Origin of the sequence: Streptomyces sp. NPDC001507 (genome assembly GCF_042894765.1) — a bacterium.
GTDB lineage: Bacteria > Actinomycetota > Actinomycetes > Streptomycetales > Streptomycetaceae > Streptomyces.
On the sequence record NZ_JBIAVV010000006.1, the window covers coordinates 584,635 to 608,784 of the forward strand.

The following is a 24,150-nucleotide window of genomic DNA, read 5'->3' on the forward strand; positions in this document are numbered from 1 at the left end:
TGTGGTACCCATGAACCTATGTGCGCCTGACGGGAATGTTTCTCCTGCAGGCGCATTAGTTGTTTTACCGGCATCTCCGGATGGGGCCTCTGCCTACAGATCGGAGAAGGTCATGGCACAGGGAACCGTGAAGTGGTTCAACGCCGAAAAGGGCTTCGGCTTCATCCAGCAGGACGGCGGCGGCCCGGACGTGTTCGCCCACTACTCGAACATCCAGTCCCAGGGCTTCCGTGAGCTCCAGGAGGGCCAGCGGGTCTCCTTCGACGTCACGCAGGGCCAGAAGGGCCCGCAGGCGGAGAACATCGTCCCCGCCTGATCGCCGGACGCTCATCCACCGGCCGGGGTCCGTATCGTCATGGTGCGGACCCCGGTTTGTGCTGTTCCAGGAAGGCAGACAGCCGCATGTCCCGCAGGCCCCAGAAACCGAACAGGCGCACCTCGTCGTCCACGTCCACCGCGGCGTCCCCGCCGTCCGGGGCGGCGGCGCGTGAGTTCCGGCTGCCGGAGAACACGACGCCCGGACTCCCCGCCGTCGACGACTTCGCCGCCCTGGACATGCCCGCGGCGCTGCTGAAGACCCTGACCGCGCAGGGCGTGACCACCCCGTTCCCGATCCAGGCCGCCACGCTGCCCAACTCGCTGGCCGGCCGGGACCTGCTGGGACGGGGGCGCACCGGCTCCGGCAAGACCCTCGCGTTCGGGCTGGCGCTCCTGGCCCGTACGGCAGGGCTGCGCGCGCGGCCCAAGGCGCCCCTCGCGCTCGTGCTGGTGCCCACCCGTGAGCTCGCCCAGCAGGTCACGGACGCGCTGACCCCCTACGCGACGGCGGTGAACCTCCGGGTGGCCACGGTCGTCGGCGGGCTGTCGATCACCAAGCAGGCCGCCACGCTGCGGCGCGGCGCCGAGGTGGTCGTGGCGAGTCCCGGCCGGCTCAACGACCTGGTGGAACGCGGGGACTGCGTGCTCGGCGACGTCCGCGTCACGGTGCTGGACGAGGCCGACCAGATGACCGACATGGGCTTCCTGCCGCAGATCACCAAGCTGATCCAGCAGGTACGGCCCGACGGACAGCGGCTGCTCTTCTCGGCCACCCTCGACCGCAACATCGACCGGCTGGTGCAGCGGTTCCTGACCGACCCGGTGGTGCACTCCGTGGACCCGTCCGCGGGGGCGGTCACCACCATGGAGCACCACGTTCTGCACGTCCAGGACGAGACCGACAAGAAGGCCGTCACCACGCGCATCGCGGCCCGTGACGGCCGGGTCATCCTCTTCCTCGACACCAAGAGGTCCGCCGACCGGCTCGCCAAGCGGCTCCTCGCCGTCGGTGTCCGCGCCGCGGCACTGCACGGCGGCCGCTCCCAGCCGCAGCGCAACCGCACCCTGGAGCAGTTCAGGAACGGCCACGTCACCGCGCTGGTGGCGACGAACGTCGCGGCCCGGGGCATACACATCGACGACCTCGACCTGGTCGTGAACGTCGATCCGCCGACCGACCACAAGGACTACGTCCACCGAGGCGGCCGTACGGCCCGCGCCGGGGGGTCGGGCAGCGTGGTCACACTGGTGCTGCCCGAGCAGAAGCGGGACGTCACCCGGCTCATGTCGGACGCGGGCATCCGCCCCCGCACGGCCCGCATCGCGTCGGGCGACGCCGAACTGACCACCCTCACCGGCGCCCGCGAGCCCTCCGGCGTGCCCGTCGTCATCGAGGTCCCCCAGCCGACGCCGGCCGCGTCGCCCCGCCCGGACAAGTCCGGCAGCCGACGCCGTCGTTCCGGCGGCGGCGCCGCAACGGCGACCGGCCGCGGCTCGGGCCGCCGGGCCGCAGGGGCGGAGGGCGGCCGCCAGGGGACCGCCACCGGTGCGAGTGGCCGTGGTGCCGAGCGCAGAGCCGCGGCCGGTACGACCGCCGGCACCGCGTCCGGCAAGGACGACCGCGGGTCCCGGCGCCGCACGCCGCCCGGCGGCACCACCGGCAACGCGTCCGGCAAGAACCCCCACGGCACCGGCCGCCGGGGCGCCCGCCGCACCCCGACCAACTGAGCGCCCGCCGAAAGCACCGCGCCACCGCCGTCCCGTGACTGCGCCACCGCCGTGGCTGGTCGCGCAGTTCCCCGCGCCCCTTCGGGGGCGCAACAACACACCGCCCCATCAAGCGCGCCCCGCACACAACCGCACACCAGGCCGTCCCCCAACTGCGGCACCATCGTGGCCGATCGCGCAGTTCCCCGCGCCCCTTCGGGGCGCCTCGTCGTGCCCCGTCAGGGGGCGCGGGGAACTGCGCGATCCGCCCCCACCGGCCCGCACCCGGCACCCGGCCGCTGCGCCCCGCGCGGTCGTGCCCCGTCAGGGGCGCGGGGAACTGCGCGGCCAGCCCCCACCCGGTAGCCGGCCGGGCAGCACACGCCGTCGTGCCCCGCAAGGGGCGCGGGGAACTGCGCGGCCAGCCCCCACCGGCCCGCACCCGGTAGGCGGCCGGGCGTTCCCGCGTCGGTGGCTATCGGCCTGCGGCGAAGGGGCCGGGTATCTCCCCCGAGCCCCGTCGGATCAGCCGGGTCGGCATGACCACCGTGCGTGGGGGTGAGATGTCGCCGTGGATGCGGGCGAAGAGGAGGTGGGCCGCGCTGGTGGCGAGGGCGACCGGGTCCTGGGCGATGACCGTGACGGGCGGGGTCAGCCGGGCGGCGAGGGCGAAGTCGTCGAAGGCGACGAAGGCGAGGTCGCCGGGGGCCGCGGTCAGGGCGCCGAAGGCGAGCAGTTCGTTGCCGGCGAGGAGTGCCGTCGGGGGGTCGGGCAGCGCCAGCATCGCGGTGACCGCCGCGGCCGCCTCCGGGCCGCTCCGCACGCCGTCCCTGACCAGCGCGGGGTCGACCGTGACGCCCGCGGCCGCCAGCGCCGCGAGATAGCCCCGCCGGCGTTCGCCGAACGTCCAGATCCTCGGCGTGTCGCCCACGTAGCCGATCCTGCGGTGGCCGTGCGCCAGTAACTGCTCCACGGCCCCGCGCACCGCGCCGAAGTTGTCGACCACCACGGCGTCCACGTCCAGGCCGGTCGCCGCCCGGTCGACGCAGACGATCTTCGTGCCCTGCGTCTGGGCGGGCCGCAGGAAGCGGTGGCTGCCGGCGGCCGGCGTGAGGATCAGGCCGTCGACGCGGCGGGCGGTGAACGCGGCGATCACCTCGCGCTCGCGGCGCAGGTCGGCGCGGCTGGAGCCGATGAGCATGATGCAGCCGCGCTGACGTGCGACGTCCTCGGCGGCGGAGGCGACCGCGGCCATGAAGGGGTCGGTCACGTCGTCGACCAACAGGCCGATGATCTGGCTCAGTTCGTGGGTGCGCCGCAACTGCCGTGCCACGTCGTCGCGTTGGTAGCCGAGCTTGCGGACCGCCGCCTCCACCCGCGCGGCGGTCCGCGGGGCGACGGCCGCATCGCCGTTGACGACGCGGGACACCGTCATCGTGCTGACGCCCGCTTCCGCGGCAACGTCCTTCATGGTCGGCCGGGTGGCTGCCACGCCACGTCCTCCAGCTGCGTCACGTTTGAGCGTCGACTCGTTAACGTTACCAACTCGCACGCGTGTCAACAGCCTTGCGGACAACGGGAGATGAGGGCGCGACCAGCGCCCTCGGCGAGCGGCTGCACCACCCTTGACACCCCGCTGTGGGCGCCCCAAGAATCAGCCAAGCTGTTAACGATACCAACCAGAAGGCACAACATGGCCTCTGCAAGGGAACCACTGCTCACGGCACATGGGGTGGTCAAGCGTTTCGGCCACGTCCAGGCGCTCTCGGGCGCCGATTTCACGGCATACCCCGGCGAGGTCGTCGCCCTCATCGGTGACAACGGTGCCGGCAAGTCCACTCTGGTGAACGTCCTGTCGGGCGTGCTCGCCCCCGACGCCGGCGAGGTCCGCCTGGACGGCGTCCCGGTGCGGTTCTCCGGTCCGATGGACGCCCAGCGGCAGGGCGTGGAGACCGTCTACCAGGACCTGTCGCTCGCGCCCGACCTGGACGCGGCGGCCAACCTCTACCTCGGCCGGGAGATCGTGCGCGGGGGCCTGCTCGGGCGCATCGGCGTGCTCGACCGGCCCGCGATGCGCCGGGAGGCGGTCAAGGCCTTCGCCGAACTCGGTGTGGAGCTGAAGGATGTGACGGCTCCCGTGACAACGTTGTCCGGCGGCCAGCGGCAGTCCGTCGCGGTGGCCCGTGCGGTCGCCTTCGCCCACAAGGTCATCTTCATGGACGAGCCGACCGCCGCGCTGGGCGTCGTCCAGCGCGCCCGGGTCCTGGAGACCGTCCGCAGGGTCGCCGACCGGGGCATCTGCGTCGTGCTGATCAGTCACAACATGCCCGAGGTGCTGTCGGTCGCGGACCGGGTGGAGGTGCTGCGGCTGGGCCGGCGCGTCGCGTCGTACACCGCCGCCGACACGACGATCGAGGAGCTGGTCGGGGCGATGACCGGCTCGCTGGACGGGCCGAACGGCACCGGGGAAGCGGAGGGCGCACGATGACCGCGCAGAGCGAGAAGGCCCCGGCGGCCGTGGGCGGCCGGTCCGCTGTGCCCGACTGGGTGCGCCGCGCCGCGACCCTCAACGAACTGTGGACCTTCGTCATCCTGGTGGCGCTGGTCCTGTTCTTCACGATCGCGGCGCCGGGCAAGTTCTTCACCACGTACGACATCACCCAGATCGCCGTGAACGCGGCCATCTACCTGGTGCTCGGCGTCGGCATGACGTTCGTGATCATCACGGCGGGCATCGACCTGTCGATCGGCTCGGTGCTGGTGCTGGCCGCGGTCGCGGCGGGCGAGTACAACATCCATCACGGCGGGGCGACTTCGGGCTGGGGCACGGTCGCGTTCTGTGTCGTCATCGCGCTGGCCGTGGGCACGGCGTGGGGGGCGTTGCAGGGTGCGGTGGTGGCGACCGGCAAGGTGCCGCCGCTGATCGTGACGCTGGGCGGGCTCGGCGCGGCCCTGGGGATCGCCGAACTGGCCACCGGCGGACAGGACCCGGCCGGGGCGGCCTCCACGCATCTGCAGAACAGCCTCGGTTTCGGCAAGGTGCTGGGCATCCCCTGGATGGTGATCCTGGCGGCCGTGGTGACCGCGATCTTCGGTGCGGTGCTGGCCGGCACCCGGTTCGGCGAGCACACCCTCGCGATCGGCTCGAACCCGACCGCGGTGCGGCGGGCGGGCATTCCGGTGGGCCGGCAGCTGGTCAAGGTCTACGGACTGATGGGGCTGCTGGCCGGGCTCGGCGCGGTGATGTGGCTGGCCTCGTACGGCACGACGTCCATCGCCGGGCACTCCACGGACAACCTCAAGGTGATCACCGCGGTGGTCCTCGGCGGCACCAGCCTGTTCGGCGGCCGGGGTTCGGTGCTGGGCACGGTGATCGGCGTGTTCATCCCGGCGGTGCTGACCACCGGGCTGATCGTGATCGGCGTCCAGCAGTACTGGCAGGACGTGGCGGTGGGTGTGGTGCTGGTCGTGGCGGTCTACATCGACCAGCTGCGCAGGAAGACCCGGGAACGCGCATGACTGAATCGCTGGTGACTAAGGAGGACTCGGTGATGGGGAGCATTCGCAGCAGGCGTCGGTTGCTGGTCGCGGTGGGCACGGTCCTGGCCCTCGGCGCGGGGGCCTCGGCGTGCGGTTCGTCCGGCGACGGTGGCGGCTCGGGGGGTTCGGGCAGCGCCAAGGGCAAGAAGGTCCGGCTGATCACCGGGGTGAAGAGCGATCCGTTCTACATCACCATGACCTGTGCCGCGCAGGCGGAGGCGAAGGCCAAGGGGATGGACTTCACGGCCGACGGTTCCGCGCAGTGGGACGTGTCGGTGCAGCGGCCGCTGCTCGACTCGACGGCCGCGTCCCGGCCGGACGGGCTGCTGATCTCGCCGGTCGACACCAGCGCGCTGACGCCGTCGCTCAAGCAGATCCAGTCGGCCGGCACCAAGGTGGCGCTGGTGGACACCACGGTGACCGACACGTCGGTCGGCATCACCCGGATCTCGTCGGACAACGAGAAGGGCGGCCGGGTCGCCGCCGACGCGCTGGCCAAGCTGATGAACAAGAAGGGCTCGGTCATCGTCATCAGCGTCAAGCCCGGTGTGTCGACGACCGACGCGCGGATCAAGGGCTTCACCGAGGAGATGGCCAAGTACCCGGACATCAAGGTGCTGCCCACGCTGTACGACAACGACCTGCCGGCCACCGCGGCCTCCCAGATCCAGTCGACGCTCGCCGCCCACCCGGACCTCGGCGGGGTGTTCGCGGGCAACACCAACACCGGTCAGGGCATCGCCACCGGTCTGAAGCAGGCCGGCAAGGAGGGCGCGGTGAAGGTGGCCGCGTTCGACGCCGAGCCGGACGAGATAGCTTCCCTGAAGGCGGGCACCCTCCAGGTGCTGGTCGCCCAGGACCCGGCGGCGATCGGCCGGCAGGCGGTGGACCAGCTCGCCAACGCCTTCGAGGGCAAGTCGGTCAGCAAGTCGATCGGCACGAACATGGTGGCGATCACCAAGGACAACATGAACGAGCCGACGGTCAGCAAGTACTTCTACAAGTCGCAGTGCTGAGCCTGGCGTTGAGGAAAACGGCCTGACGTGCGGCCGGGGGGGGGGGGGGGCCCCCCCCCCGGGGGGGCCCCCCCCCCCCCCGGGGGGGGGGGCCCCCGCGCCCCGGGGGGCGAGACCGTGTAGCGCGGCACCGAGGCTGGCGTACGGGGCCGCGTGTGGGGGGGGCCCGGGGGGGGGGGGGGGTGGTCCCCCGGGGCGGGGGGGGGGGGGGGGGGGGGGGCCCCCCGCCCGCGGGGCCCCCCCCCGCCCCCCGGCCGTGCGGGTGACCCCGCTCGCTCAGTTCAGCGAGCAGGTGTCGCCGTTCAGCGTGAAGGCGTACGGCGCCGAGTTGCTGCCGCTCCAGGTACCGAGGAAGCCGAAGGACAGGGTGCCGTTCGCGGCGACCGTCTGGTTGTAGTCGGCGGCGTCGGCGGTGACCCGGCCGCCGTCCTGGCTGACGGTCGCGTCCCACATCTGGGTGACCTTCTGGCCGTCCCGGAAGGACCACTGGACCCGCCAGCCGGTCAGGGCCTGGGTGGTGGTGACGGTGACGGTGGACTGGAAGCCGTCGGTCCACTGGTTGACCAGGTCGTAGGAGACCCGGCAGGCGGCCGCCGCGGGGGTGGTGGGGTCGGCGGAGGCGGAGGCGGTGCCGTGGTGGCCGGTGCTCGCCGTGGCCGAGGAGGTGCCCTGGGGCTCCGGGTCGGGGTTCTTGTGGCCCGGTTTCCCGGTGGTGGCCGAGGTGGAGGGGGCCGCGGAGGCGGACGCGGTGCGGGTGGCGGTCGGGTCGGCCGAGGGGACGTCGGCGGTGGGGTCGGCGACCGGCTGGCGGTCGTCGTGGGAGGCGGTGGCCGTGTCGTCGCCGGAGCCGCCGCCCATCGGCATCATCGACACACCGAGCGCCACCAGCGAGATCAGCACCGCCGCGCCGAGCAGACCCTGCCGCAGCACCTTGCCCCGGCCGGCGCTCTCCTTGGGGTCGCCGCCGTCGTTGTCGGCCGTGGCCGGACGGCCCGCGCCGAGCCGTACCTCGGCGGCGCGCCGGCGGCGCTCCAGGTAGGCGAGGCCGCCCCAGCCGATGACCCCGCCGGCGAGCGCCGCGGGCAGTCCGCCGCCGTGCAGCCGCAGACAGGCGGCGGCCTCGGCGCACTGCACACAGGTGGCCAGGTGCCGGGAGAGGTCCTCGGGCGTGTCGGCGGCCGAGGACCGGGTGACCGCGTCGAGGAGCCGGGCATAGCTGCGGCACTCGGCGGCCATCGGCGAGTCGAGATGGGCGCGGTGGCAGCGGTCGCGGAAGAGCCAGCGCACCTGCTCCAGCTCCTGGACGACGACGGTCTGGTCGAGGCCGAGCCGGCGCGCCACGGAGGGCAGCGGCAGCGCTTCCACCTCGGCCAGCCACAGCAGCGAGGCGTCGGCCTCCTGCATGTCGCGCAGGCCGCGCAGCGCGACGGGCCGCTGCAGCGGCGGTCCCGTGTAGCGTGCGGCCTTCTCGGAGTTGAGCCACAGCCTGAGGTCCGGGTCGAGCTTGTGTCCGAGCCCGCCGGACTCCCAGCCGGCGGCCGTGTTGCGCACGGCGGTGAGCAGCAGCGGGATCATCGGGAGCCGGGCGGCGCGCCGTCCGGAGCTGCGCACCGGCGCGAAGTCCGATTCCCGGGCCTCGCGCATGCCGAGCGTGAAGGCCTCGGTGGCCAGCTGATTGGCCGCCAGAGAGCCGGAGGTGCACAGGTCGGCGTAGGAGAGCACCGCGTCCCAGCATTCGGAGAACAGCGCTGCCTCGGCGGCGTCCTGAGGGGTCGGCAGGTCGGGCATGGGTCTCCTGCATCCAAAGCGAGGTCAACTCACCGTATCGGCAACGGAGTTGGGGGGAACCTCACGGCAGGGCCAGAGCTTTTCACGTCTCCTGCACAACTGACAAGCGGCGTATGCGAAACCGCTTACCGGTGGTCGTGCCACGGATTCTCCCCGTCACCCGTACCACCGGTCCCCGGTGTCACGTCAACCCCTGCGCCGACGGGCTGGAAAGCGCGTTCGTGCCCGCCGTGGCCCACAACTCCGGCCTCTAGTACGGACAGCGACCACGTTTCGACTCACCGTTCCCGGAAGTCGCTCGCGCCGCCGGATGTCACACCTCCGTGGGCTCCCTGGCCGGCAGGCTGTCCATGAAGGAGCTGACGGAGAAGACGGCGCGGCCGGGGCCGGGCGGGCCGTAGCCGGGCGGGGAGGAGAGCCCGAAGTCCTCCATCGTCTGGCGGTAGGCCTGCAGCAGCCGGATGTGGTACTCCAGCGGGGCGCCCTGCGGGTTGGCCTTGCCGAGCGGGGTGGTCGGCTCCGGGCACCAGGTGGTGAAGCGGGGCGTGATGCCGTGGGACATGAAGAAGCGGAGCCCCTCGGTGGTCGACGCGATGGCCTCGTCGACGGTCTTGAACCCGTACGGCTCGGCCATCTCCACCCCGGCCACGAAGTTGGGGATCACGTTCCGCGCGCCGAAGATCTCGGCGGAGTCCAGGATCCGCTTGTGCCACTCGTCCCGGCCGACGTACCGCTCCTTGCCCGGGCAGTACATCTTGAACAGGTACTCGTCCCACACCTCGTAGTTGGGGTGGTAGATCTGCACGCCGTAGTCCTTGAACCGCTGCACGTCGTCCCGCGGCAGCGCCTGCGCGACCACCTTGCCGATCCACCGGCCCGGGAACCGCTCCTCGATGGCCTTGGCGTAGTGGCCGTAGAAGTCGGCCTCGTCGCGCCCGGAGACGGTCTTGGTGATCGCGCCGCCGGTCAGCGTGTAGGCGGTGGACGCCTTGGCGGTGTCGTACCGGTCGATGATCTCCAGGGCTTCGAGGACCTCCTCGACGTCCTTCACGCCCGTGTAGGGCCGCCCGGCCGCCTTGTGCTGGCGCCAGTTGTGGTTGATGTCGCAGTACTGGCACTCCTCCTTGGCGCCGAAGTACTGGCAGACCCGGAAGACGGTGAGGTAGATCAGGTAGCCCCACTGGATGGTCGGGGCGACCTCCATCACGGACTTCCCGTTGGAGAGCTTGTGCCGGTAGTACTCCGGCATGGGCGGCACGCCGACGTCGGCGATCCGCTTCCCGTCGAGGTAGAGCCCGAGCATGCCCTCCTCGTCCGCGGCCACCCGGTACGGCGAGGTGGGGTTCACCCGCACCGACACCACGGTCCGCCGCAGGTCGTACGGGCCGCCGGTGAGGATGATCTCCTCCGGCGGCCGGCGCAGCGCGGCCTCGCCCAGCTCGGGCAGGGTGCCGTGGTCGAAGGAGAAGATGAAGTACGACTTCGGCTTGACCTCGCCGCTCTCGTTGTCGCTCAGCGCGGACGGGTCGAAGGCCACACCGCCCCGGAGCAGGTCCTCCTTGAAGACGGCTTCCCGTGGTACGTGCGGGAACCTCTCCATCAGATCCTCGACCAGCGCGGTACGGCTGCCCATCCCGTGTCTCCTCCCGGCTCAGGCGTTCAGCTCCTCACGGTATGCCCCCGCCCCGCCGTCAGCCGTGCCGGGTCCCCTCTCGGCGCGCGATGTGTCCCGGTACGGGGGTGTTCGTGGGCAGTGCGGGGTCCGTCACCGGCGCACCCCAGGCCGACGTCAGGGGCAGGACGCCGGCCCACAGCCCCAGTTCCGCGTCCGGCCCGTCGCCGTCCTCGGGCGCACCGGTACGGATCTTGACGGAGGCCTCCTCCAGGGAGAGGGCGAGGAGTGTGGTGGCGGCGAGTTCCCTGCGGTTCGGCAGCCGGGCGTACGACCACTGGCCCGGGGCCGTGTGTTCGGTGAGCAGGCGCAGCCCCGCCAGCTTCTCCTCCGGGTCGGTCACCTTGCGGGCCGTGCCGTGGATCACCGCGCTGCGGTAGTTGACGCCGTGCTCGAAGACGGACCGCGCCAGCACCAGGCCGTCGACGTGGGTCACGGTGACGCACACCGGGGTACCGCCCGCGAGGCTGCGGCTCGCGACCGAGCCGTGCAGGTACAGCTGCCGCTCGTCCCGTCCGTACACCGTCGGCACGACCAGCGGCCGCCCCTCGGCCACCACCCCCAGATGGCAGACGAACCCGGCGTCGAGGATCGCCTCCAGCTCGGCCCGGTCATGGCTGCCCTGCTCGCGCAGCCGGCGATGGCGGGTGAGGTCGGTGACCGGAAGGCGCGGGGGCAGTGGGTCGGACGTCATCCTCGCACGCTACCGATCTCGCAGCCCGATAGCCATGCAATCAACGATTACGACAATCCCAGCGCACATTGCAACGAAATCCGCAGCCGGTGCTCCAGGTGTCAGCTACCGGCAGCGCGCCGCGTCGACTCCCGCAGCACCACATGTGTCCCCAGCACCAGGTGCTGTCCGTCCGGCAGCTCGTCGCGGTGCAGGGCGAGGCGGACGGCGGCACGGCCCAGTTCCTCCTGGGGTACGTGGACCGTGGTGAGGGTCGGGTAGACGTCGCGTGCGACCGGGATGTCGTCGTAGCCGGCCACCGCGATGTCGTCGGGTATACGGCGGCCGGACTCCCGCAGGGCCTGGATCACGCCGGTGGCGATCATGTCGGTGGCCGCGAAGATCGCGGTGAAGTCGCGCCCGGAGGCGAGGAGTTCACGGGTCGCCTGGTAGCCGTAGGAGCGGGAGAAGACGCCGTCGAGGACGAGGCCGGGGTCCGGGGCGAGGCCGAGGAGTTCGTGGGCGCGGGTGAAGCCGGCGATGCGCTGGGCGCTGGTGGACAGGCCGGGGACCCGGCCGAGGTAGGCGATGCGCCGGTGGCCGCCGGAGAGGAGGTGGCCGGTGAGGGCGAAGGCGCCGCCCTCGTTGTCGTAGTCGACGACCGTGGCCGGGACGCCGGGGCCGAGCGGCGGGCGGCCGACGAGCACCAGCCGGGAGCCGGACCGGTCAAGGGCGTGCGCGAAATGGGTCATCCGGTCGTGGTAGGCCTTGTCCTGAAGGGCGCCGCCCACCACGATCACCGCGTCGGCGCGCTGCTCCCGCATGGTCTCCACGACGGCGAGGACGCGGCGCGGGTCGCCGTGCGTGGTGCACAGCATGCACAGCCGGCCCTCCGCCGAGGCCTGCTCCTCCACCCCGCGGGCGATGTGCGCGTAGAAGGGGCCGGTGACGTCGTCGACGACGAAGGCGACCGTGTTGTTGGTGGCGCCGCCGAGCGCGCGGGCGTGCGCGTTGACCACGTAGTCCAGCTCGCGCATGGCCTTCAGGACCCGGGCGCGGGTGGCGGCGGCCACCGGATAGGTGCCGCCGAGGACCCGGGAGACGGTCGACGCGGAGACCCCGGCCCGCGCGGCCACGTCCCGTACCGTCGAGGCGTCCCCGTTCGGCGCCGGCTGCGTCCGCTTCGCCACCGCTCGGCTCCCCTTCGTCATGTGTTCACGTCACCCTACGAGACGGCCGGGGGCGCCAGGCGGACGGCCCGTCACGCGGCCCGCTCCAGGGCCGAGTGGTCGACGGCGTGCAGGAGACCGTCACCGGTCAGCAGCCGGCCGGCCTCCTCCACGACGGTGCGGCCGAGCCTCGCCAGCTCGTTGCCCTGCGAGCCGGCCAGGTGCGGGGTGAGGAAGGCGTTGGGAAGGTCGAAGAGGGGGGAGTCGGCGGGCAGCGGCTCCGGGTCCGTGACGTCGAGGATGGCGGTCAGGCGGCCGGTGCGCAGTTGGTCGATCAGGGCGTCGTGGTCGAGCAGGGAGCCGCGCGCGGTGTTGACGAGCACCGACCCGTCCGGCATCAGGGCGAGCTCGCGGGCGCCGAGGAGATGCCGGGTCTCCGGGGTCTCGGGGGCGTGCACGGTGACGATGTCCGAGGTGCGCAGCAGGTCGTCGAGGGGCAGCAGGGGCACACCGAGCCTCGCGGCCTCCGCCGCGTCCACGTAAGGGTCGGCGAGGGCGACCGACAGGTCGTACGGGCGCAGGAGCTCGATGAGGCGGCGGCCGATGCGGGACGCGCCGACGATGCCGACCCGGCGGCGGAAGTTGCCGATGCCGGGGACGATGTCGCCGTACGGGTAGGCGCGGCGGGTGCGCAGCAGGTCGCGGTGGGCGAAGACGTCCTTCCCGGCGAGCAGGATCATCGCCAGGGTGTACTCGGCGACCGGCAGCGCGTTGGCGGCGGCGGCCGAGGAGACGACGATGCCGCGCCGCCACACCTCGGGCGTGGTGAAGCCCTTGACCGAGCCGGCCGCGTGCAGCACCGCGCGCAGTTTCGGCGCCGCGTCCAGGGCGGCCGCGTCCAGGACCGGGCAGCCCCAGCCGGTGACCAGGACCTCGGTGCGGGCGAGCGTCTCCCGTACCCGGGGGTCGGTGAAGTCGTGCGCCACCAGAGTGGGATCGATTTCTACGTACTCGCGCAGGCGCGCGAGCACCTCCGGCGGGAAGACGTGCGGCACGTTCCGGGCCGTCATGGCGAACAATGCCTGGGGACGCTCGGGCAAGGAAGTGACCTTCCGGCTCGGTGACGCGGCGATAGCAACCGGTCTCTACCGTAGGTCTCGGCGAATGAGAGGGTCAATGGACAGGCACCGCCCGGCGGGGACGGACACTGCTACCAGGACGGCCGGCACTCTCCGGCGAACGACAGGGATGGGACGGCAGAGATGACGGATCCGGCACAGACGGTCACCAACTGGGCGCGCAACATCACGTACACCGCCAAGGAGTTCCACCGGCCGCACTCGCTCGACGCGCTGCGGTCGCTGGTGGCCGGCAGTGCGCGGGTACGGGTGCTGGGCAGCGGGCACTCCTTCAACCGCATCGCCGACCCGGGCCCGGACGGCGTGCTGGTCTCGCTCGCCGGGCTGCCGCCGGTGACCGAGGTGGACACGGCGGCCCGCACGGTCCGGGTCGCGGGCGGGGTACGGTACGCCGAGCTGGCCCGCGCGGTCCATGCGCACGGCCTCGCGCTGCCCAACATGGCCTCGCTGCCGCACATCTCGGTGGCCGGCTCGGTCGCCACCGGCACCCACGGCTCGGGGGTGGCCAACGGGTCGCTCGCGGCGCCGGTGCGGGAGGTGGAGCTGGTCCTCGCCGACGGCTCGACGGCGCGGATCGCGCGCGGCGAGGCGGGGTTCGAGGGGGCGGTGACCTCGCTGGGGGCGCTGGGGGCCGTCACCGCGCTCACCCTGGACCTGGAGGCGGCATATGACATGGCGCAGACTGTATACACCGAACTCCCCCTGGCCGGCCTGGACTTCCCGGCCGTCTCCGGCGCCGCCTACAGCGTCAGCCTGTTCACCGACTGGCGGGAGCCGGGCTTCCGGCAGGTGTGGGTGAAGCGGCGCACCGACCGGCCCACCACGGAGTTCGAGTGGGCCGCGCCCGCGACCGAGGCGATGCACCCGGTGCCGGGCATGCCGGCCGGCAACTGCACCCAGCAGTTCGGGGTGCCGGGCCCCTGGCACGAGCGGCTGCCGCACTTCCGGGCGGAGTTCACGCCGAGCAGCGGGGACGAGCTCCAGTCCGAGTACCTGCTGCCGAGGACGACGGCCCTCGACGCACTGCACGCCGTGGACGCCGTCCGGCAGACGGTCTCCCCGGTCCTGCAGACCTGCGAGGTGCGGACGATCGCCGCCGATCCGCAGTGGCTCAGCCCCGCCCACGGCCGTGACTCGGTCGCCCTGCACTTCACCTGGGTGGACGACCTGGCGGCCGTACTGCCCGTGGTGCGCCGCCTGGAGGAGGCGCTGGAGCCCTTCGGCCCGCGGCCGCACTGGGGCAAGGTCTTCGCCGTCCCGGCCGCGGACGTGCGCGAACGGTATCCGCGCCTCGGCGAGTTCCGTGCCCTGGCCCGGGAGCTGGACCCCGAAGGGAAGTTCACGAACCCCTTCGTGGCGGATCTCCTGGACGACTGACGCACCGGACAGGACCCGCCAGGGCCATACAGGACCCGGCAGGACCGACTTAATCAAACCCTTAGCGTAATACCTTGTCGAAAGCGCTTCCCAGGCCATAGCCTTGCGCCGCGTGAAGCACACATCACGTGACATCCGCACCGCGAACCGCTACGAGGTACTGCGGCACATCATCGCCGAGTCTCCCACCTCCCGGCAGGAGCTGGCGGCCGTCACCGGGCTCAGCCTGGCCACGGTCGCCACCCTCGTGGGGGAGCTGCTGGAGCTGCGGATGATCACGGAGGTCGGCTTCGAGGACTCGGCGGGCGGCCGGCCCCGGGGGCTCGTCGCGGTCAACGCCTCGGGGGGTGCGCTGATCGGCGTCGACATAGCGGAGACGTACGTCCACGTCGAGCTGTTCGACCTCGCCCTGAACGTGCTGGCCCGCGCCGAGGAGGACATGCGCCCCGGCGAGAACCGGCCGGAGCAGGTGGTGGGTCAGGTGGCCGCGGCGGTCGGTGCGGTGGTGGCGCAGGCCGGGATCGAGGGCGCGCGGGTGCTGGGCGTCGGGGTGAGCGTGCCGGGGCAGGTGGACCGGGCCACCGGCATCGCCGAGTACGCGCCCAACTGGGACTGGCACGACGTGCCGTTGCTCGGCCTGCTCGCCGAGCACATCGCCTACCCGCTCCACCTGGACAACCCGCTGCGGGCGTGTGCGGTGGCCGAGCAGTGGTTCGGGGCGGCGCGGGGCCGCGGGGACACCGTGGTGGTGAACCTCGGGACCGGGGTCGGCGCCGGGCTCGCGCTCGGCGGCGGGCTGCACCGGGGGGTCAGCAACAGCGCCGGGGAGTGGGGTCACACGACGCTCGTCCTGGACGGGCGGCCGTGCCACTGCGGCAACCGCGGCTGCGTCGAGACGTACGTGGGCGCCCCCGGGATCATGCTGAACCTGCGGGAGCTGAGCCCGCAGAGCCCGCTGCTGCACCCGGAGGACCAGACGGCCACCGTGGGCGCGCTGGCCCGGGGTCTGGCGGACGGCGACCCGGTGGCGGTCGCGGTCGTCCGGGACACGGCCCGTTACATCGGTGCCGGCATCGCCAACCTGGTCAACCTGCTCAACCCCGAACTGGTCGTGCTCAGCAGCTGGGTGGCCCGCAAGCTCGGCGAGCCGCTGCTGGCGGAAGTGCGCGAGGCGGTCCGGCGGCACGCGCTCGGGCGGCCGTTCGCCGCCACCGAGATCGTCCTCTCCCCCATCCCCACCGACCCGGTCTGCCTGGGCGCGGCCACCTTCGCCCTGGAGGGCGCCCTGCGGTCGGTGGGCCTGCGCAACGGGGGACGCCCGGGCCGCACCGTGCCGGCCTCCCGCTGACCGACGCGGACTTCCCGGCCGTGGGACCGCCGTCCCGCCGCTGATCGAACAGTCCAAATCGCGGCACGATTAGTCCATTGCCGGGCCCCTCGGCGCTCTGCGACCGTCGTGGCGTATCCGCGGCCGGTCGGCCTCCCAAACCGACCGGCCGTACGTCGTGCACGGAACGAGGGAGTACCCAGCGTGGCCGGAACCATCGAGGTCCGCGGTCTGTCCCGCACCTTCCACACCACCGTCCGGCGCCCGGGGTTCGCGGGCGCCCTGCGATCTCTGGTCAACCCCGAACGCGTGGAGAAGCAGGCGGTCTCCGACATCACCTTCGACGTCGCCCCGGGCGAACTCCTCGCCCTGCTCGGCCCGAACGGCGCGGGCAAGTCGACCACCATCAAGATGCTCACCGGGATCCTCACCCCGACCGCCGGCGAGGCCCGGGTCGCGGGCGTGGTGCCGTACCGGGAACGGGAGCGCAACGCCCGCAACATCGGCGCGGTGTTCGGGCAGCGGACCCAGCTGTGGTGGGACCTTCCGGTGCGGGAGTCGTTCGCGATCCTGCGGGACATCTACGAGGTGCCGAAGGCCGAACACGCGGCGCGGCTCAGGGAGTTCGACGACCTTCTGGAACTCTCCGCCTTCTGGGACACCCGGGTCCGGCACCTCTCGCTCGGCCAGCGGGTGCGCTGCGACCTGGCCGCCGCCCTGCTGCACGACCCCCCGGTCGTCTTCCTGGACGAGCCGACCATCGGCATGGACGTGGTGGTGAAGGAGCAGGTCCGCGAGTTCCTGCGGTACCAGGTGGCCGAGCGCGGCCGTACGGTGCTGCTGACCACGCACGACATGACCGAGGTCGAGCGGCTCGCCGAGCGGGTGGTGCTCGTCAACCACGGGCGGCTGGTGCTCGACGGCTCGCTGGCCGAGATGCGGCGCCGGTTCGGCTCGACCTGGCAGGTGCGGGCCACGCTCGCCGAGGCGCACACGCCGGTCGTTTCGCTGCCCGGCATCACCCTGGTGAGCCGGGAGGGCCCGCAGGTGGTGTTCGGCCCGGACGGTCCGGCCGCGCCCACGGTCCACGAGGCGCTGAAGCTGGTCATCGAGCGGCACGAGGTGACCGGTGTGGCGGTGGACGAGGCGGACCTGGAGGACGTGATGCGGGCGGCCTACGCGCAGGCGAAGGCCGAGGCGGTCTGACATGGCCCTCCTGTACGCCTGGCGCGCCGCCCGGGTCACCCCGCTCGGCGAGCTGTACACCCCGCCCCGGATGACCGGGGTCCTGCTGCGGCTGACCGTGCAGGTGGTGCTGGTCGCCTCGCTGTGGCGGGGCCTGTACTCCCAGTCGGGTACGACCGCGGGTCTGGACCGCGGCCAGGCCGTCACCTACGCGGTGCTGGCCGTGCTCGCCTCCCGGCTGCGCGAGCTGGACCAGTACGCGGGCCGGGACTCCGTGATGCAGCACATGCACTTCGGCACCATCGTCTACTGGTACCTGCGCCCGCTGCCGCCCCAGCGCTACCACGCGCTGCGCGCGGTCGGCGAGCAACTGTACGGGCTGACCTGGGCGTTGGCGGGATACGTGGTCTGTCTGGCGGCCGGGGTGGTGGATCCGCCGCGGTCGGCCGCGGCGGCGGCGGTGTTCGCGCTCAGCCTGCTGCTCGGCCAGCTGGTCCTCTACTACGTCATGCTCCTCATCGACCAGTTCTGCTTCTGGACGCTGCGCAACAGCGCGGCGATGCTGATCCTGGTCTTCGCGCAGAACCTGCTGTCCGGGGTGTACGCGCCGCTCTGGTTCTTCCCGCACTGGTTCGTCACGCTCAGCTCCTTCCTGCCCTTCCAGGCGACGCTGAGTGTGCCGCTGTCGCTGTACGTGGGCCGGATCCCGCTGTCGGACGCCGGTCGGCAGCTAGGTGTCCAGGCCGGCTGGGTCGTGGCGCTGTACCTCTTCACCCGTTTCGTGTGGCGGCGCGCCGCCCGCCGTGTCATCTCCCAGGGAGGCTGAGGCCGTTGAACGCCGTCCGGATCGCCTGGCGCATCACGCGCCTCAACTTCCGTGCGCAGCTGGAGTACCGCACCGAGTTCCTGATGATGATCGCGATCGGCGCCGTCTGGCAGGTGTCGGTGATCGTGTTCGCGACCGTGCTGCTCACCCGGTTCTCCGGGATGGGCGGCTGGGACAGCTCGGACGTCCTGCTCATCCCGGCGACGCGGATGCTGGCGCACGGTCTGTTCGTCCTGGTCCTGGGCCGGGTGCACGGGGTGGGCCGGTACATCCAGGAAGGCAGGATCGACGCCTATCTGCTGCGCCCGATGCCCGTGTACCGGCAGGTGCAGCTGGAGTACTTCCCCACCAACGCCATCGGTGACCTGACCGTGGCCGCGGGCCTGATGGCGGGTGCGCTCGGCCGCAGCCACCTCGACTGGACGGCGGGCCGGATCTCGTACCTGGTCGCGGCGGTCCTGGGCGGGATGCTGCTGGAGGCGGCCCTGTTCACGGTGGTCGCCTGCGCCTCGCTGCGCTACCCGGCCGCCGACTACTGGAGCCGCTGGCTGGAGGAACTCCTCGGCACCTTCGGCAGCTACCCGCTGAACGTGCTGCCCCGGGCCGTCGGCGGCCTGCTCACCTACGGCCTTCCGCTCGCCTTCGTCGCCTACTTCCCGGCGGCCGTCCTCACCGGCCACGGCCACTCCACCGGCGCCCCCTACTGGCTGGCGGCCGCCTCCCCTCTCCTCGGTCTGCTCGCCTACCTGGCCGCCCGGCTGCTGTGGCGGTGGTCGCTCGGGCACTACACGGGGGTCAACGGCTGACCTGCCCCCGTGTGTCAGGTGCGGCCCGCGCCACGGATCGGGGTGCACAGGCCCGCGAGCGCGATCAGGGTGCAGGCCACTCCGGCCACGGCGGCCACGGGGGCGGTGCCGTAGCGCTCGGCGGCCCAGGTGAGGACGGCCGCGCCGACCGGGGCCATCGAGTACTGGAGCGTCCAGTGCGCGGAGGTGACGCGGCCGAGGAGAGGTTCAGGGGTGATCTCCTGGCGCAGGGACATGGAGCAGGTGCCCGCCATGCCGACGCAGGCCAGGTAGACCGCGGTCACGACGGCCACGGCGGGCACCGCGTGCAGTCGGCCGAGCCCGGCGAAGGCCAGTCCGCACAGCGCGGTCGTGCCGATCCAGGTCGGCCCGAAGCCGAGCCGCCGGCGGAACCGGGCGACCAGCAGCGCCCCGGTGATCGTGCCGACCGCACCGACCGCGAGCACGGTGCCGACCGTCCCGTCGTCGTGGCCGAGGTCGTGCTTCAGGTGGTAGATCACCAGGTCGTTGATGCCGAGCGTGAGGAAGCTGAAGAGGCAGAGGAGGCCGGTGAGCGAGCGCAGCACGGGATGGCGGACGAGGTACGCGACGCCGGTGCGCAGGTCGCGCCCCACGCTCGTGTCCTTGGGCACGCGGTCGTCTCCGGCGCGCTCCCGCAGCCGTACGAAGAACAGGCAGCCCGCCGACACCGCGTAGCTGGCCGCGTCCACGGCCACGGCATCGGCCGGTCCCGTCCAGGCGGCGACCAGGCCCGCGCCCAGCGGGCCCAGCACACCGGCCGCGGCCGCCGTGGCGTTCAACCGCCCGTTGGCCTCGGTGAGCAGGCCGGTGCCGACCAGCCCGCGGACGACGGTGACGTACCCGACGGCGAAGAGCATCCCGACGGCCTCGCACAAAGGCAGGACCACGTACAGGAGCCACAGCCGCGGCCCGGTGAGCCAGACGAGCGGGACCAGGCCGTAGAGGACCATCCGGACCAGGTCGCAGGCGATGAGGAGCCTGCGCCGGTCGACCCGGTCCACGACCACCCCGGCGAAGACCGCCGCCAGCACCATCGCCGCCCCGCCGACTCCGGTGAGCAGACCCATCCGGGCCACCGAGCCGGTCGCCTGGAGCACCAGCAGGGGCAGTGCGATCAGGCTGAACGAGTCACCGAGCACGGATAGGGTCTGGGCGAGCCAGAAGAACCCGAAGTCCCGCTGTCTCCACAGTGGCCGGCCGTCCGCCGCACCCCTCCGCGCCGCCGACCGCGCCGCCCGCCGCGCACCGTATGTCACGGATCCCCCTTCCGCCCGCGCACCACCTTATGCCGCCGGGCAGGCGCCATAACCGCTTGCTGCTCAGGACCGGATGACGCAGCAGGGATACGCTGAGCAACCGGCCGCACACCTGGAATGCAGCGGCGGCGCTGCCGTGATTATGGTGGACGGTAGGTCTTCACCGAGGGGCTGACCCGGGGCGCGGGCTCCGGCGGCCACCGCGCGGCGCCGGCGGGTCGCGATGCTCGTCAGCCTTGTGCGCTCGGCGCCGTGCCCTTCCCGGCCTTCCCGGCCTTCCCGGCCTTCCCGGCCTTCCCGACCATGCCGTTCTCGGATTTCCCAGGGAGCATTCCCATGGCTGCTCAGACCTCCTCGATCGTCCTCGAACCCGAAGCACGGGAACTCGCCGAGGCGACCTCGCACCATCCTTTCCTGTACGAGCTGGACCCGGCCGCGGCGCGCAAGGTCCTCGACGACCTCCAGGCCGCGCCGGTCGACAAGCTGCCGGTCGACGAGGAGTGGGTCACCGTGCCGGCCGCCGTCGGCGACGTACGGGTCCGCATCGTCAAACCGCAGGGCGCCACCGGAATGCTGCCCGTCGTGCTGTACATGCACGGCGGCGGCTGGGTCCTGGGCAACGCCGGCACCCACGACCGCCTGGTGCGGGAACTGGCGGTCGGGGTCCGCGCGGCCGTGGTCTTCGTGGAGTACACGCCGTCGCCCGAAGCCCACTACCCGGTGGCCATCGAGCAGGGCTACGCGACCGCGCAGTGGATCGTCCGCGAGGGGGCCGCCAAGGGGCTGGACGCACAGCGCATGGCGGTGGCCGGGGAATCGGTCGGCGGGAACATGACGGCCGCACTCGCCCTCATGGCCAAGGAGCGCGGCGACGTCACGTTCGTCCAGCAGTCGATGTACTACCCGGTCACGGACGCGGCGATGAACACCGGTTCCTACGACCAGTTCGCCGACGGCTACTACCTGAGCCGCAAGCTGATGGAGTGGTTCTGGGACGCCTACACGACCGACCCGGAGCAGCGCGCGGAGATCACCGCCTCCCCCAACCGGGCCGCCCCCGAGCAGCTCTCCGACCTGCCGCCGGCCCTGCTGATCGTCGACGAGGCCGACGTGCTGCGCGACGAGGGCGAGGCGTACGCCGCCAAGCTCCGGGCGGCCGACGTTCCGGTGACCACGGTGCGCTACGACGGCACGGTCCACGACTTCATGATGCTCAACTCGCTCAGCGAGTCCGAGGCCGCCCGCGGTGCCATCGACCAGGCCACCACGTTCCTGCGCAAGGCCCTCGGCACCGACCGGGACTAGGGGAGACGTCCGCCTGCGGATCGGGGTCGTGGCCGCCGCGGCTCACTCCTCCACGGTGTGTTCCACGTCCACGCCGGAGTCGTGCCACCGGACCCGGAGAACAGGGCCCCCGCGCCACCGCACCGTCAGCTCCCGCTCCCCTTCGGCACGGACGGTCACCGTCTCCGCCAGCGGCTCGGCGTCCACCGCCCCGGTGAGCCGGCTCAGGGCGACGAACAGGGTCGGGCCCTCCCCCGTGAGGCCGGTGGACGTGTCGTCGAGGCCCACGGCGGGCAGCAGTTCGGACCGCAGGCCTTCCGGTGCCGCCCATCCGGTCGCCCGTACGGGCGTCCCGGGTTGCGCCCCCGACACCAGGAAGGCCCGCACCTCCACGGCCCCGCGCACGAGGACGACCGCGGTCACCCGGGCGCCCGCACCGGCCGCGTGCCGCGAGGCCGCCCAGCCCTCCCCCACGCCCAGCGGCTCGATCCGTGTACGGCTCGGGTCGTCGCCGACGAGCACGCTGTTGTCGTACGACGCCGAGGGCGTGGTCACGGTCGAGTAGCCGAGCCGGGTGTAGTACGGGTCGTAGCGGACGTCCTCGCTGCCGTGGTTGTGGAGGCGGACCACGCCGTCCGCACGCGTGGACTGGAGCAGCCAGTTGGCGGGCGCGATCGGGGTGACCGCGTCGGCGCGTTCCGCCGGGCCGGGCTCCTCCGTCGCCGTCCACACCTCGTGCTCCGGCGGGAGCAGCAGGCCGAGGAAGCCCTTGCTCGCCCAGTACGGGGAGGCCGGGCCCGAATAGCCCTGCAGGACGGCGGCGTCGGGGCCGTGCCAGCCGAGGGTCAGGAGCCCGTGGGCGTCCACCGCGCCCCGGTCCAGGAAGTACTTCAGCGCTCCGGAGGCGAGCCGCCGGGTCTCCCCGGGGGACAGGGGCGTGCGGCCGGTGAGCGCGCCCAGCCACAGCGGGGCGGTAGTGGCGAAGCGGTACGTCAGTGAGCGGCCCTGGTGCATGGGGGCGCCGTCGCCGCCGAACAGGCGGGCGTAGTCGGCGAGATGGCGTTCCAGACGGGCGCCGTACAGGTCGAGCAGCTTCTCGTCGTCGGCGAGCCAGGCGTGCAGCACCGGGTAGAGGTGCATCGCCCAGCCGTTGTAGTAGTCGTACTTGCGGCCGTCGCCGTCGGTGTACCAGCCGTCGCCTGCGTACCAGTCCTCGATGCGGGCCAGGCCGCGGTCGACCGCCCGGTGCGCGGCCTCCGGCCCGTGGCCGGTCTCGGCCAGGAAGCCGCCGACGGTCACCGGGAACAACTCCCAGTTGCACGGCCAGGGTTCGGCGGTCAGCGCGTCGGCGAGCCAGGCCGCGGCGCGCTGTCGTACGGCGTCGTCGAGCCGGTCCCAGAGCAGGGGGCGGGTCAGGCGCAGGGCCAGGGCGATCGAGGCGGCCTCGACCAGCGGCTGGCTGCGGTCCTCGATGCGCGGCCAGGCGCCCGACACACCGGCCGCGAGGCCGTCGGCGTACCGCTGGAGCACGGTCTCGTCGCGGCGGAAGGCGGCGAGGAGCAGGGTGCGGGCGTAGCCCTCCAGGCCGTCGGAGAGCCGGCCCGACCAGCTCTGGTGGTCGCCGGGGAGGTGGTAGAGGGCACGGTCCGGGGTGGCGTACGGCTCGACGGCGGCGAGCAGCGCGTCGGCCGCGGCCTCCCAGTGGGCGCGGGTGAAGCCGGTGCGCGGGCTCGGGCCGTGGTCCTCGGGAGGCAGCTGCATCGCGGTTCTCTCTCGTTCCTGTCGGCTCTCGTTCGAACCGGACCTCGTTCGAACCGGACCTCGTTCCCACCAGACCTCGTACCGGACCTCGCGCCGTGCAGACCTGGGGCGCCCCGGTTCCGGTCGGGACGCCCCAGGCGCTCATCCCGCCCGCACGGTGCCCCGGGGCACCAGATGCTGGGCGAGCAGTCCGTCGCGCACCAGACCCGCGTAGACGGTGGCTCCGTACGCGGAGGTGTGCGTGTTGTCCTTCTTCTCGTCGTACAGGTACAGCGCCTTGGAGCCCTCCACGCCGAGGGACTCCACCAGCGCCTTGGTCTTCGCCGTGAGGTCGATCACCGGAACGTCCTCGGCGGCGGCGACCGAGCGGATCACCTCAGGATGATTGACGCCGAGCCCGTTGACCAGAAGCGCGATGTCGTTGTTCAGCGTGCCGTCGGCACTGAACCAGCGGCGCACGATGGGTGTGACCAGCACCGGCCGCCCGCCCTTCTCCCGTACGCCCGCCACCAGTGTCTCCAGATTCGCCCGGTAGGTCGCCTCGTCCGTCGTCTTGTCGTTGTGCGCCAGTTGGATGAGGACCAGGTCACCCGTGCGGATCAACGGCTGGACGGTACCCCAGAGTTGCGGGTTCTGGAGATAGGTCACCGTACTTTCGCCGGAGTCCGCGTAGTTGGCGACGGCGACGCCCCTGCGCAGGTACTGCGGGAGCTGCTGGCCCCAGCCGGAGTAGGGGTCGGCGGGCTGGTCGCAGACGGTGGAGTCGCCGACGAGGAAGAGCTGCCGGGTGTGCCGGGAAGCAGGGGTGACCCTGATGCCGGCGAGTGCGGGGGCCGGGCCGCCGACGGTGAGGTCCAGTCCGGGAGTTCCGTCCGGGCCCGTCGGCTCGCCCTCGGGGGTGCGGACGTCGACGGTGAAGCCGCGGGTCACCTGCCGCCCGGCGGCCACGGACGTCTCGGGGAGGAGCGAGCGGCGGGTCTCGCCGCCGATGCTCGTGGCGGACGCGGCCGCGCCGCCGAGCCGGACCGTCACGTCGTAGTCGCCCGGCGGGACGTCGAAGTGGCAGGCGGTCGCGGTGCAGTTGCCGATGCCGGGGGGCGACTGCCGGCCGTGGGCCCGGGCGGCGGGGGCGGCCGTCAGGCAGGCGGCGAGGACGGCCGCGGCGAGCGCGGTGGCACGGACTCCGTTGAAACGTCTCACCCGTAACTCCTCCGTCGTGGCGACATGACCTGGCGCGGACCGTACCCCAGGTCGACAAGCGCTTTCTAGGTCCTGGACCCATTTC

The 24,150-nt window shown here is 72.5% G+C and carries 20 protein-coding genes; 11 read left to right on the forward strand and 9 right to left on the reverse strand.

Features of this window, described 5'->3' with window-relative positions; all coding sequences use genetic code 11:
• Positions 1-112 precede the first annotated feature (112 nt).
• On the forward strand, positions 113-316 hold the full coding sequence (locus tag ACFY0K_RS22595; RefSeq protein ID WP_016578941.1) for a cold-shock protein: 204 nt from the start codon (positions 113-115) through the stop codon (positions 314-316).
• Positions 317-402: 86 nt separating this feature from the next.
• A complete protein-coding gene (locus ACFY0K_RS22600; protein WP_390641337.1) occupies positions 403-2,046 on the forward strand; it encodes a DEAD/DEAH box helicase in 1,644 nt (547 codons plus the stop codon).
• Positions 2,047-2,500: 454 nt separating this feature from the next.
• Here the strand turns inward: ACFY0K_RS22600 and ACFY0K_RS22605 are convergent, their stop codons facing one another.
• Complete coding sequence (locus ACFY0K_RS22605; protein ID WP_390641338.1) at positions 2,501-3,517, reverse strand: LacI family DNA-binding transcriptional regulator; 1,017 nt, start codon at positions 3,515-3,517, stop codon at positions 2,501-2,503.
• 201 nt (positions 3,518-3,718) lie between these two features.
• On the opposite strand from ACFY0K_RS22605, the gene ACFY0K_RS22610 reads away from it, so the two are divergent.
• Genes ACFY0K_RS22610 through ACFY0K_RS22620 form a run of 3 tightly spaced genes read left to right on the forward strand, consistent with a single transcriptional unit; the run spans position 3,719 to position 6,581 of the window.
• Entirely contained in the window at positions 3,719-4,513 is a 795-nt protein-coding gene (locus ACFY0K_RS22610) for an ATP-binding cassette domain-containing protein (RefSeq protein WP_390641339.1), read from the forward strand.
• Entirely contained in the window at positions 4,510-5,544 is a 1,035-nt protein-coding gene (locus ACFY0K_RS22615; protein WP_390641340.1) for an ABC transporter permease, read from the forward strand. Before ACFY0K_RS22610 ends, ACFY0K_RS22615 begins: the two co-directional genes overlap by 4 nt.
• Positions 5,541-6,581 (forward strand): ABC transporter substrate-binding protein, encoded by a 1,041-nt coding sequence (locus ACFY0K_RS22620; protein WP_390641341.1) that lies wholly within the window; start codon positions 5,541-5,543, stop codon positions 6,579-6,581. The genes ACFY0K_RS22615 and ACFY0K_RS22620 overlap by 4 nt, the downstream gene beginning before the upstream one ends.
• 276 nt (positions 6,582-6,857) lie before the next feature.
• Here ACFY0K_RS22620 and ACFY0K_RS22625 read toward each other — a convergent pair whose 3' ends face one another.
• From ACFY0K_RS22625 to ACFY0K_RS22645, 5 genes are all read right to left on the reverse strand, one after another.
• Positions 6,858-8,369 (reverse strand): cellulose binding domain-containing protein, encoded by a 1,512-nt coding sequence (locus ACFY0K_RS22625; RefSeq protein ID WP_390641342.1) that lies wholly within the window; start codon positions 8,367-8,369, stop codon positions 6,858-6,860.
• A gap of 313 nt (positions 8,370-8,682) precedes the next feature.
• Positions 8,683-10,002 (reverse strand): radical SAM protein, encoded by a 1,320-nt coding sequence (locus ACFY0K_RS22630; RefSeq protein WP_390641343.1) that lies wholly within the window; start codon positions 10,000-10,002, stop codon positions 8,683-8,685.
• Positions 10,003-10,060: 58 nt separating this feature from the next.
• Positions 10,061-10,735 (reverse strand): pyridoxamine 5'-phosphate oxidase family protein, encoded by a 675-nt coding sequence (locus ACFY0K_RS22635; RefSeq protein WP_390641344.1) that lies wholly within the window; start codon positions 10,733-10,735, stop codon positions 10,061-10,063.
• 101 nt (positions 10,736-10,836) lie between these two features.
• Positions 10,837-11,904 carry a LacI family DNA-binding transcriptional regulator gene (locus tag ACFY0K_RS22640; protein WP_390641345.1) on the reverse strand — a complete coding sequence of 356 codons (1,068 nt, stop codon included), beginning with the start codon at positions 11,902-11,904 and terminating at the stop codon, positions 10,837-10,839.
• Between the two features lie 71 nt (positions 11,905-11,975).
• On the reverse strand, positions 11,976-12,983 hold the full coding sequence (locus tag ACFY0K_RS22645; protein ID WP_390641346.1) for a hydroxyacid dehydrogenase: 1,008 nt from the start codon (positions 12,981-12,983) through the stop codon (positions 11,976-11,978).
• Positions 12,984-13,145: 162 nt separating this feature from the next.
• Between ACFY0K_RS22645 and ACFY0K_RS22650 the strand changes: the two genes are divergently transcribed.
• The 5 genes from ACFY0K_RS22650 (at position 13,146) to ACFY0K_RS22670 (ending at position 18,543) form a co-directional block, all read left to right on the forward strand.
• On the forward strand, positions 13,146-14,399 hold the full coding sequence (locus tag ACFY0K_RS22650) for an FAD-binding protein (protein ID WP_390641347.1): 1,254 nt from the start codon (positions 13,146-13,148) through the stop codon (positions 14,397-14,399).
• A gap of 112 nt (positions 14,400-14,511) precedes the next feature.
• Positions 14,512-15,747, forward strand: a complete 1,236-nt coding sequence (locus ACFY0K_RS22655) for an ROK family transcriptional regulator (protein ID WP_382728936.1) — start codon at positions 14,512-14,514, stop codon at positions 15,745-15,747.
• A gap of 183 nt (positions 15,748-15,930) precedes the next feature.
• Positions 15,931-16,932, forward strand: a complete 1,002-nt coding sequence (locus ACFY0K_RS22660) for an ATP-binding cassette domain-containing protein (RefSeq protein ID WP_390641348.1) — start codon at positions 15,931-15,933, stop codon at positions 16,930-16,932.
• A gap of 1 nt (position 16,933) precedes the next feature.
• Positions 16,934-17,737, forward strand: coding sequence for an ABC transporter permease (locus tag ACFY0K_RS22665; protein ID WP_390641349.1), 804 nt, complete (start codon positions 16,934-16,936; stop codon positions 17,735-17,737).
• 5 nt (positions 17,738-17,742) lie between these two features.
• On the forward strand, positions 17,743-18,543 hold the full coding sequence (locus ACFY0K_RS22670) for an ABC-2 family transporter protein (protein WP_351958581.1): 801 nt from the start codon (positions 17,743-17,745) through the stop codon (positions 18,541-18,543).
• A 14-nt stretch (positions 18,544-18,557) separates the two neighbouring features.
• Here ACFY0K_RS22670 and ACFY0K_RS22675 read toward each other — a convergent pair whose 3' ends face one another.
• Positions 18,558-19,820 carry an MFS transporter gene (locus ACFY0K_RS22675; RefSeq protein WP_390641350.1) on the reverse strand — a complete coding sequence of 421 codons (1,263 nt, stop codon included), beginning with the start codon at positions 19,818-19,820 and terminating at the stop codon, positions 18,558-18,560.
• 336 nt (positions 19,821-20,156) lie between these two features.
• Between ACFY0K_RS22675 and ACFY0K_RS22680 the strand changes: the two genes are divergently transcribed.
• Positions 20,157-21,125 (forward strand): alpha/beta hydrolase, encoded by a 969-nt coding sequence (locus tag ACFY0K_RS22680; protein ID WP_390641351.1) that lies wholly within the window; start codon positions 20,157-20,159, stop codon positions 21,123-21,125.
• Between the two features lie 42 nt (positions 21,126-21,167).
• On the opposite strand, the gene ACFY0K_RS22685 is transcribed toward ACFY0K_RS22680, so the two are convergent.
• Together ACFY0K_RS22685 and ACFY0K_RS22690 are read right to left on the reverse strand one after the other, a co-directional pair.
• Positions 21,168-22,865, reverse strand: coding sequence for a DUF2264 domain-containing protein (locus ACFY0K_RS22685; protein WP_390641352.1), 1,698 nt, complete (start codon positions 22,863-22,865; stop codon positions 21,168-21,170).
• Between the two features lie 141 nt (positions 22,866-23,006).
• Positions 23,007-24,065: a rhamnogalacturonan acetylesterase gene (locus ACFY0K_RS22690; RefSeq protein ID WP_390641353.1), complete on the reverse strand. Its 1,059-nt coding sequence runs from the start codon at positions 24,063-24,065 to the stop codon at positions 23,007-23,009.
• Positions 24,066-24,150: the final 85 nt, after the last annotated feature.

Bases quoted from the DNA above. Each gene is read 5' to 3' on its own strand.
- ACFY0K_RS22680 (WP_390641351.1), top strand. From the start codon at position 20,157: ATGGCTGCTCAGACCTCCTCGATCGTCCTCGAACCCGAAGCACGGGAA.
- ACFY0K_RS22625 (WP_390641342.1), bottom strand. From the start codon at position 8,369: ATGCCCGACCTGCCGACCCCTCAGGACGCCGCCGAGGCAGCGCTGTTC.
- ACFY0K_RS22600 (WP_390641337.1), top strand. From the start codon at position 403: ATGTCCCGCAGGCCCCAGAAACCGAACAGGCGCACCTCGTCGTCCACG.
- ACFY0K_RS22620 (WP_390641341.1), top strand. From the start codon at position 5,541: ATGACTGAATCGCTGGTGACTAAGGAGGACTCGGTGATGGGGAGCATT.
- ACFY0K_RS22610 (WP_390641339.1), top strand. From the start codon at position 3,719: ATGGCCTCTGCAAGGGAACCACTGCTCACGGCACATGGGGTGGTCAAG.
- ACFY0K_RS22635 (WP_390641344.1), bottom strand. From the start codon at position 10,735: ATGACGTCCGACCCACTGCCCCCGCGCCTTCCGGTCACCGACCTCACC.
- ACFY0K_RS22595 (WP_016578941.1), top strand. From the start codon at position 113: ATGGCACAGGGAACCGTGAAGTGGTTCAACGCCGAAAAGGGCTTCGGC.
- ACFY0K_RS22685 (WP_390641352.1), bottom strand. From the start codon at position 22,865: ATGCAGCTGCCTCCCGAGGACCACGGCCCGAGCCCGCGCACCGGCTTC.
- ACFY0K_RS22665 (WP_390641349.1), top strand. From the start codon at position 16,934: ATGGCCCTCCTGTACGCCTGGCGCGCCGCCCGGGTCACCCCGCTCGGC.
- ACFY0K_RS22630 (WP_390641343.1), bottom strand. From the start codon at position 10,002: ATGGGCAGCCGTACCGCGCTGGTCGAGGATCTGATGGAGAGGTTCCCG.
- ACFY0K_RS22650 (WP_390641347.1), top strand. From the start codon at position 13,146: ATGACGGATCCGGCACAGACGGTCACCAACTGGGCGCGCAACATCACG.
- ACFY0K_RS22615 (WP_390641340.1), top strand. From the start codon at position 4,510: ATGACCGCGCAGAGCGAGAAGGCCCCGGCGGCCGTGGGCGGCCGGTCC.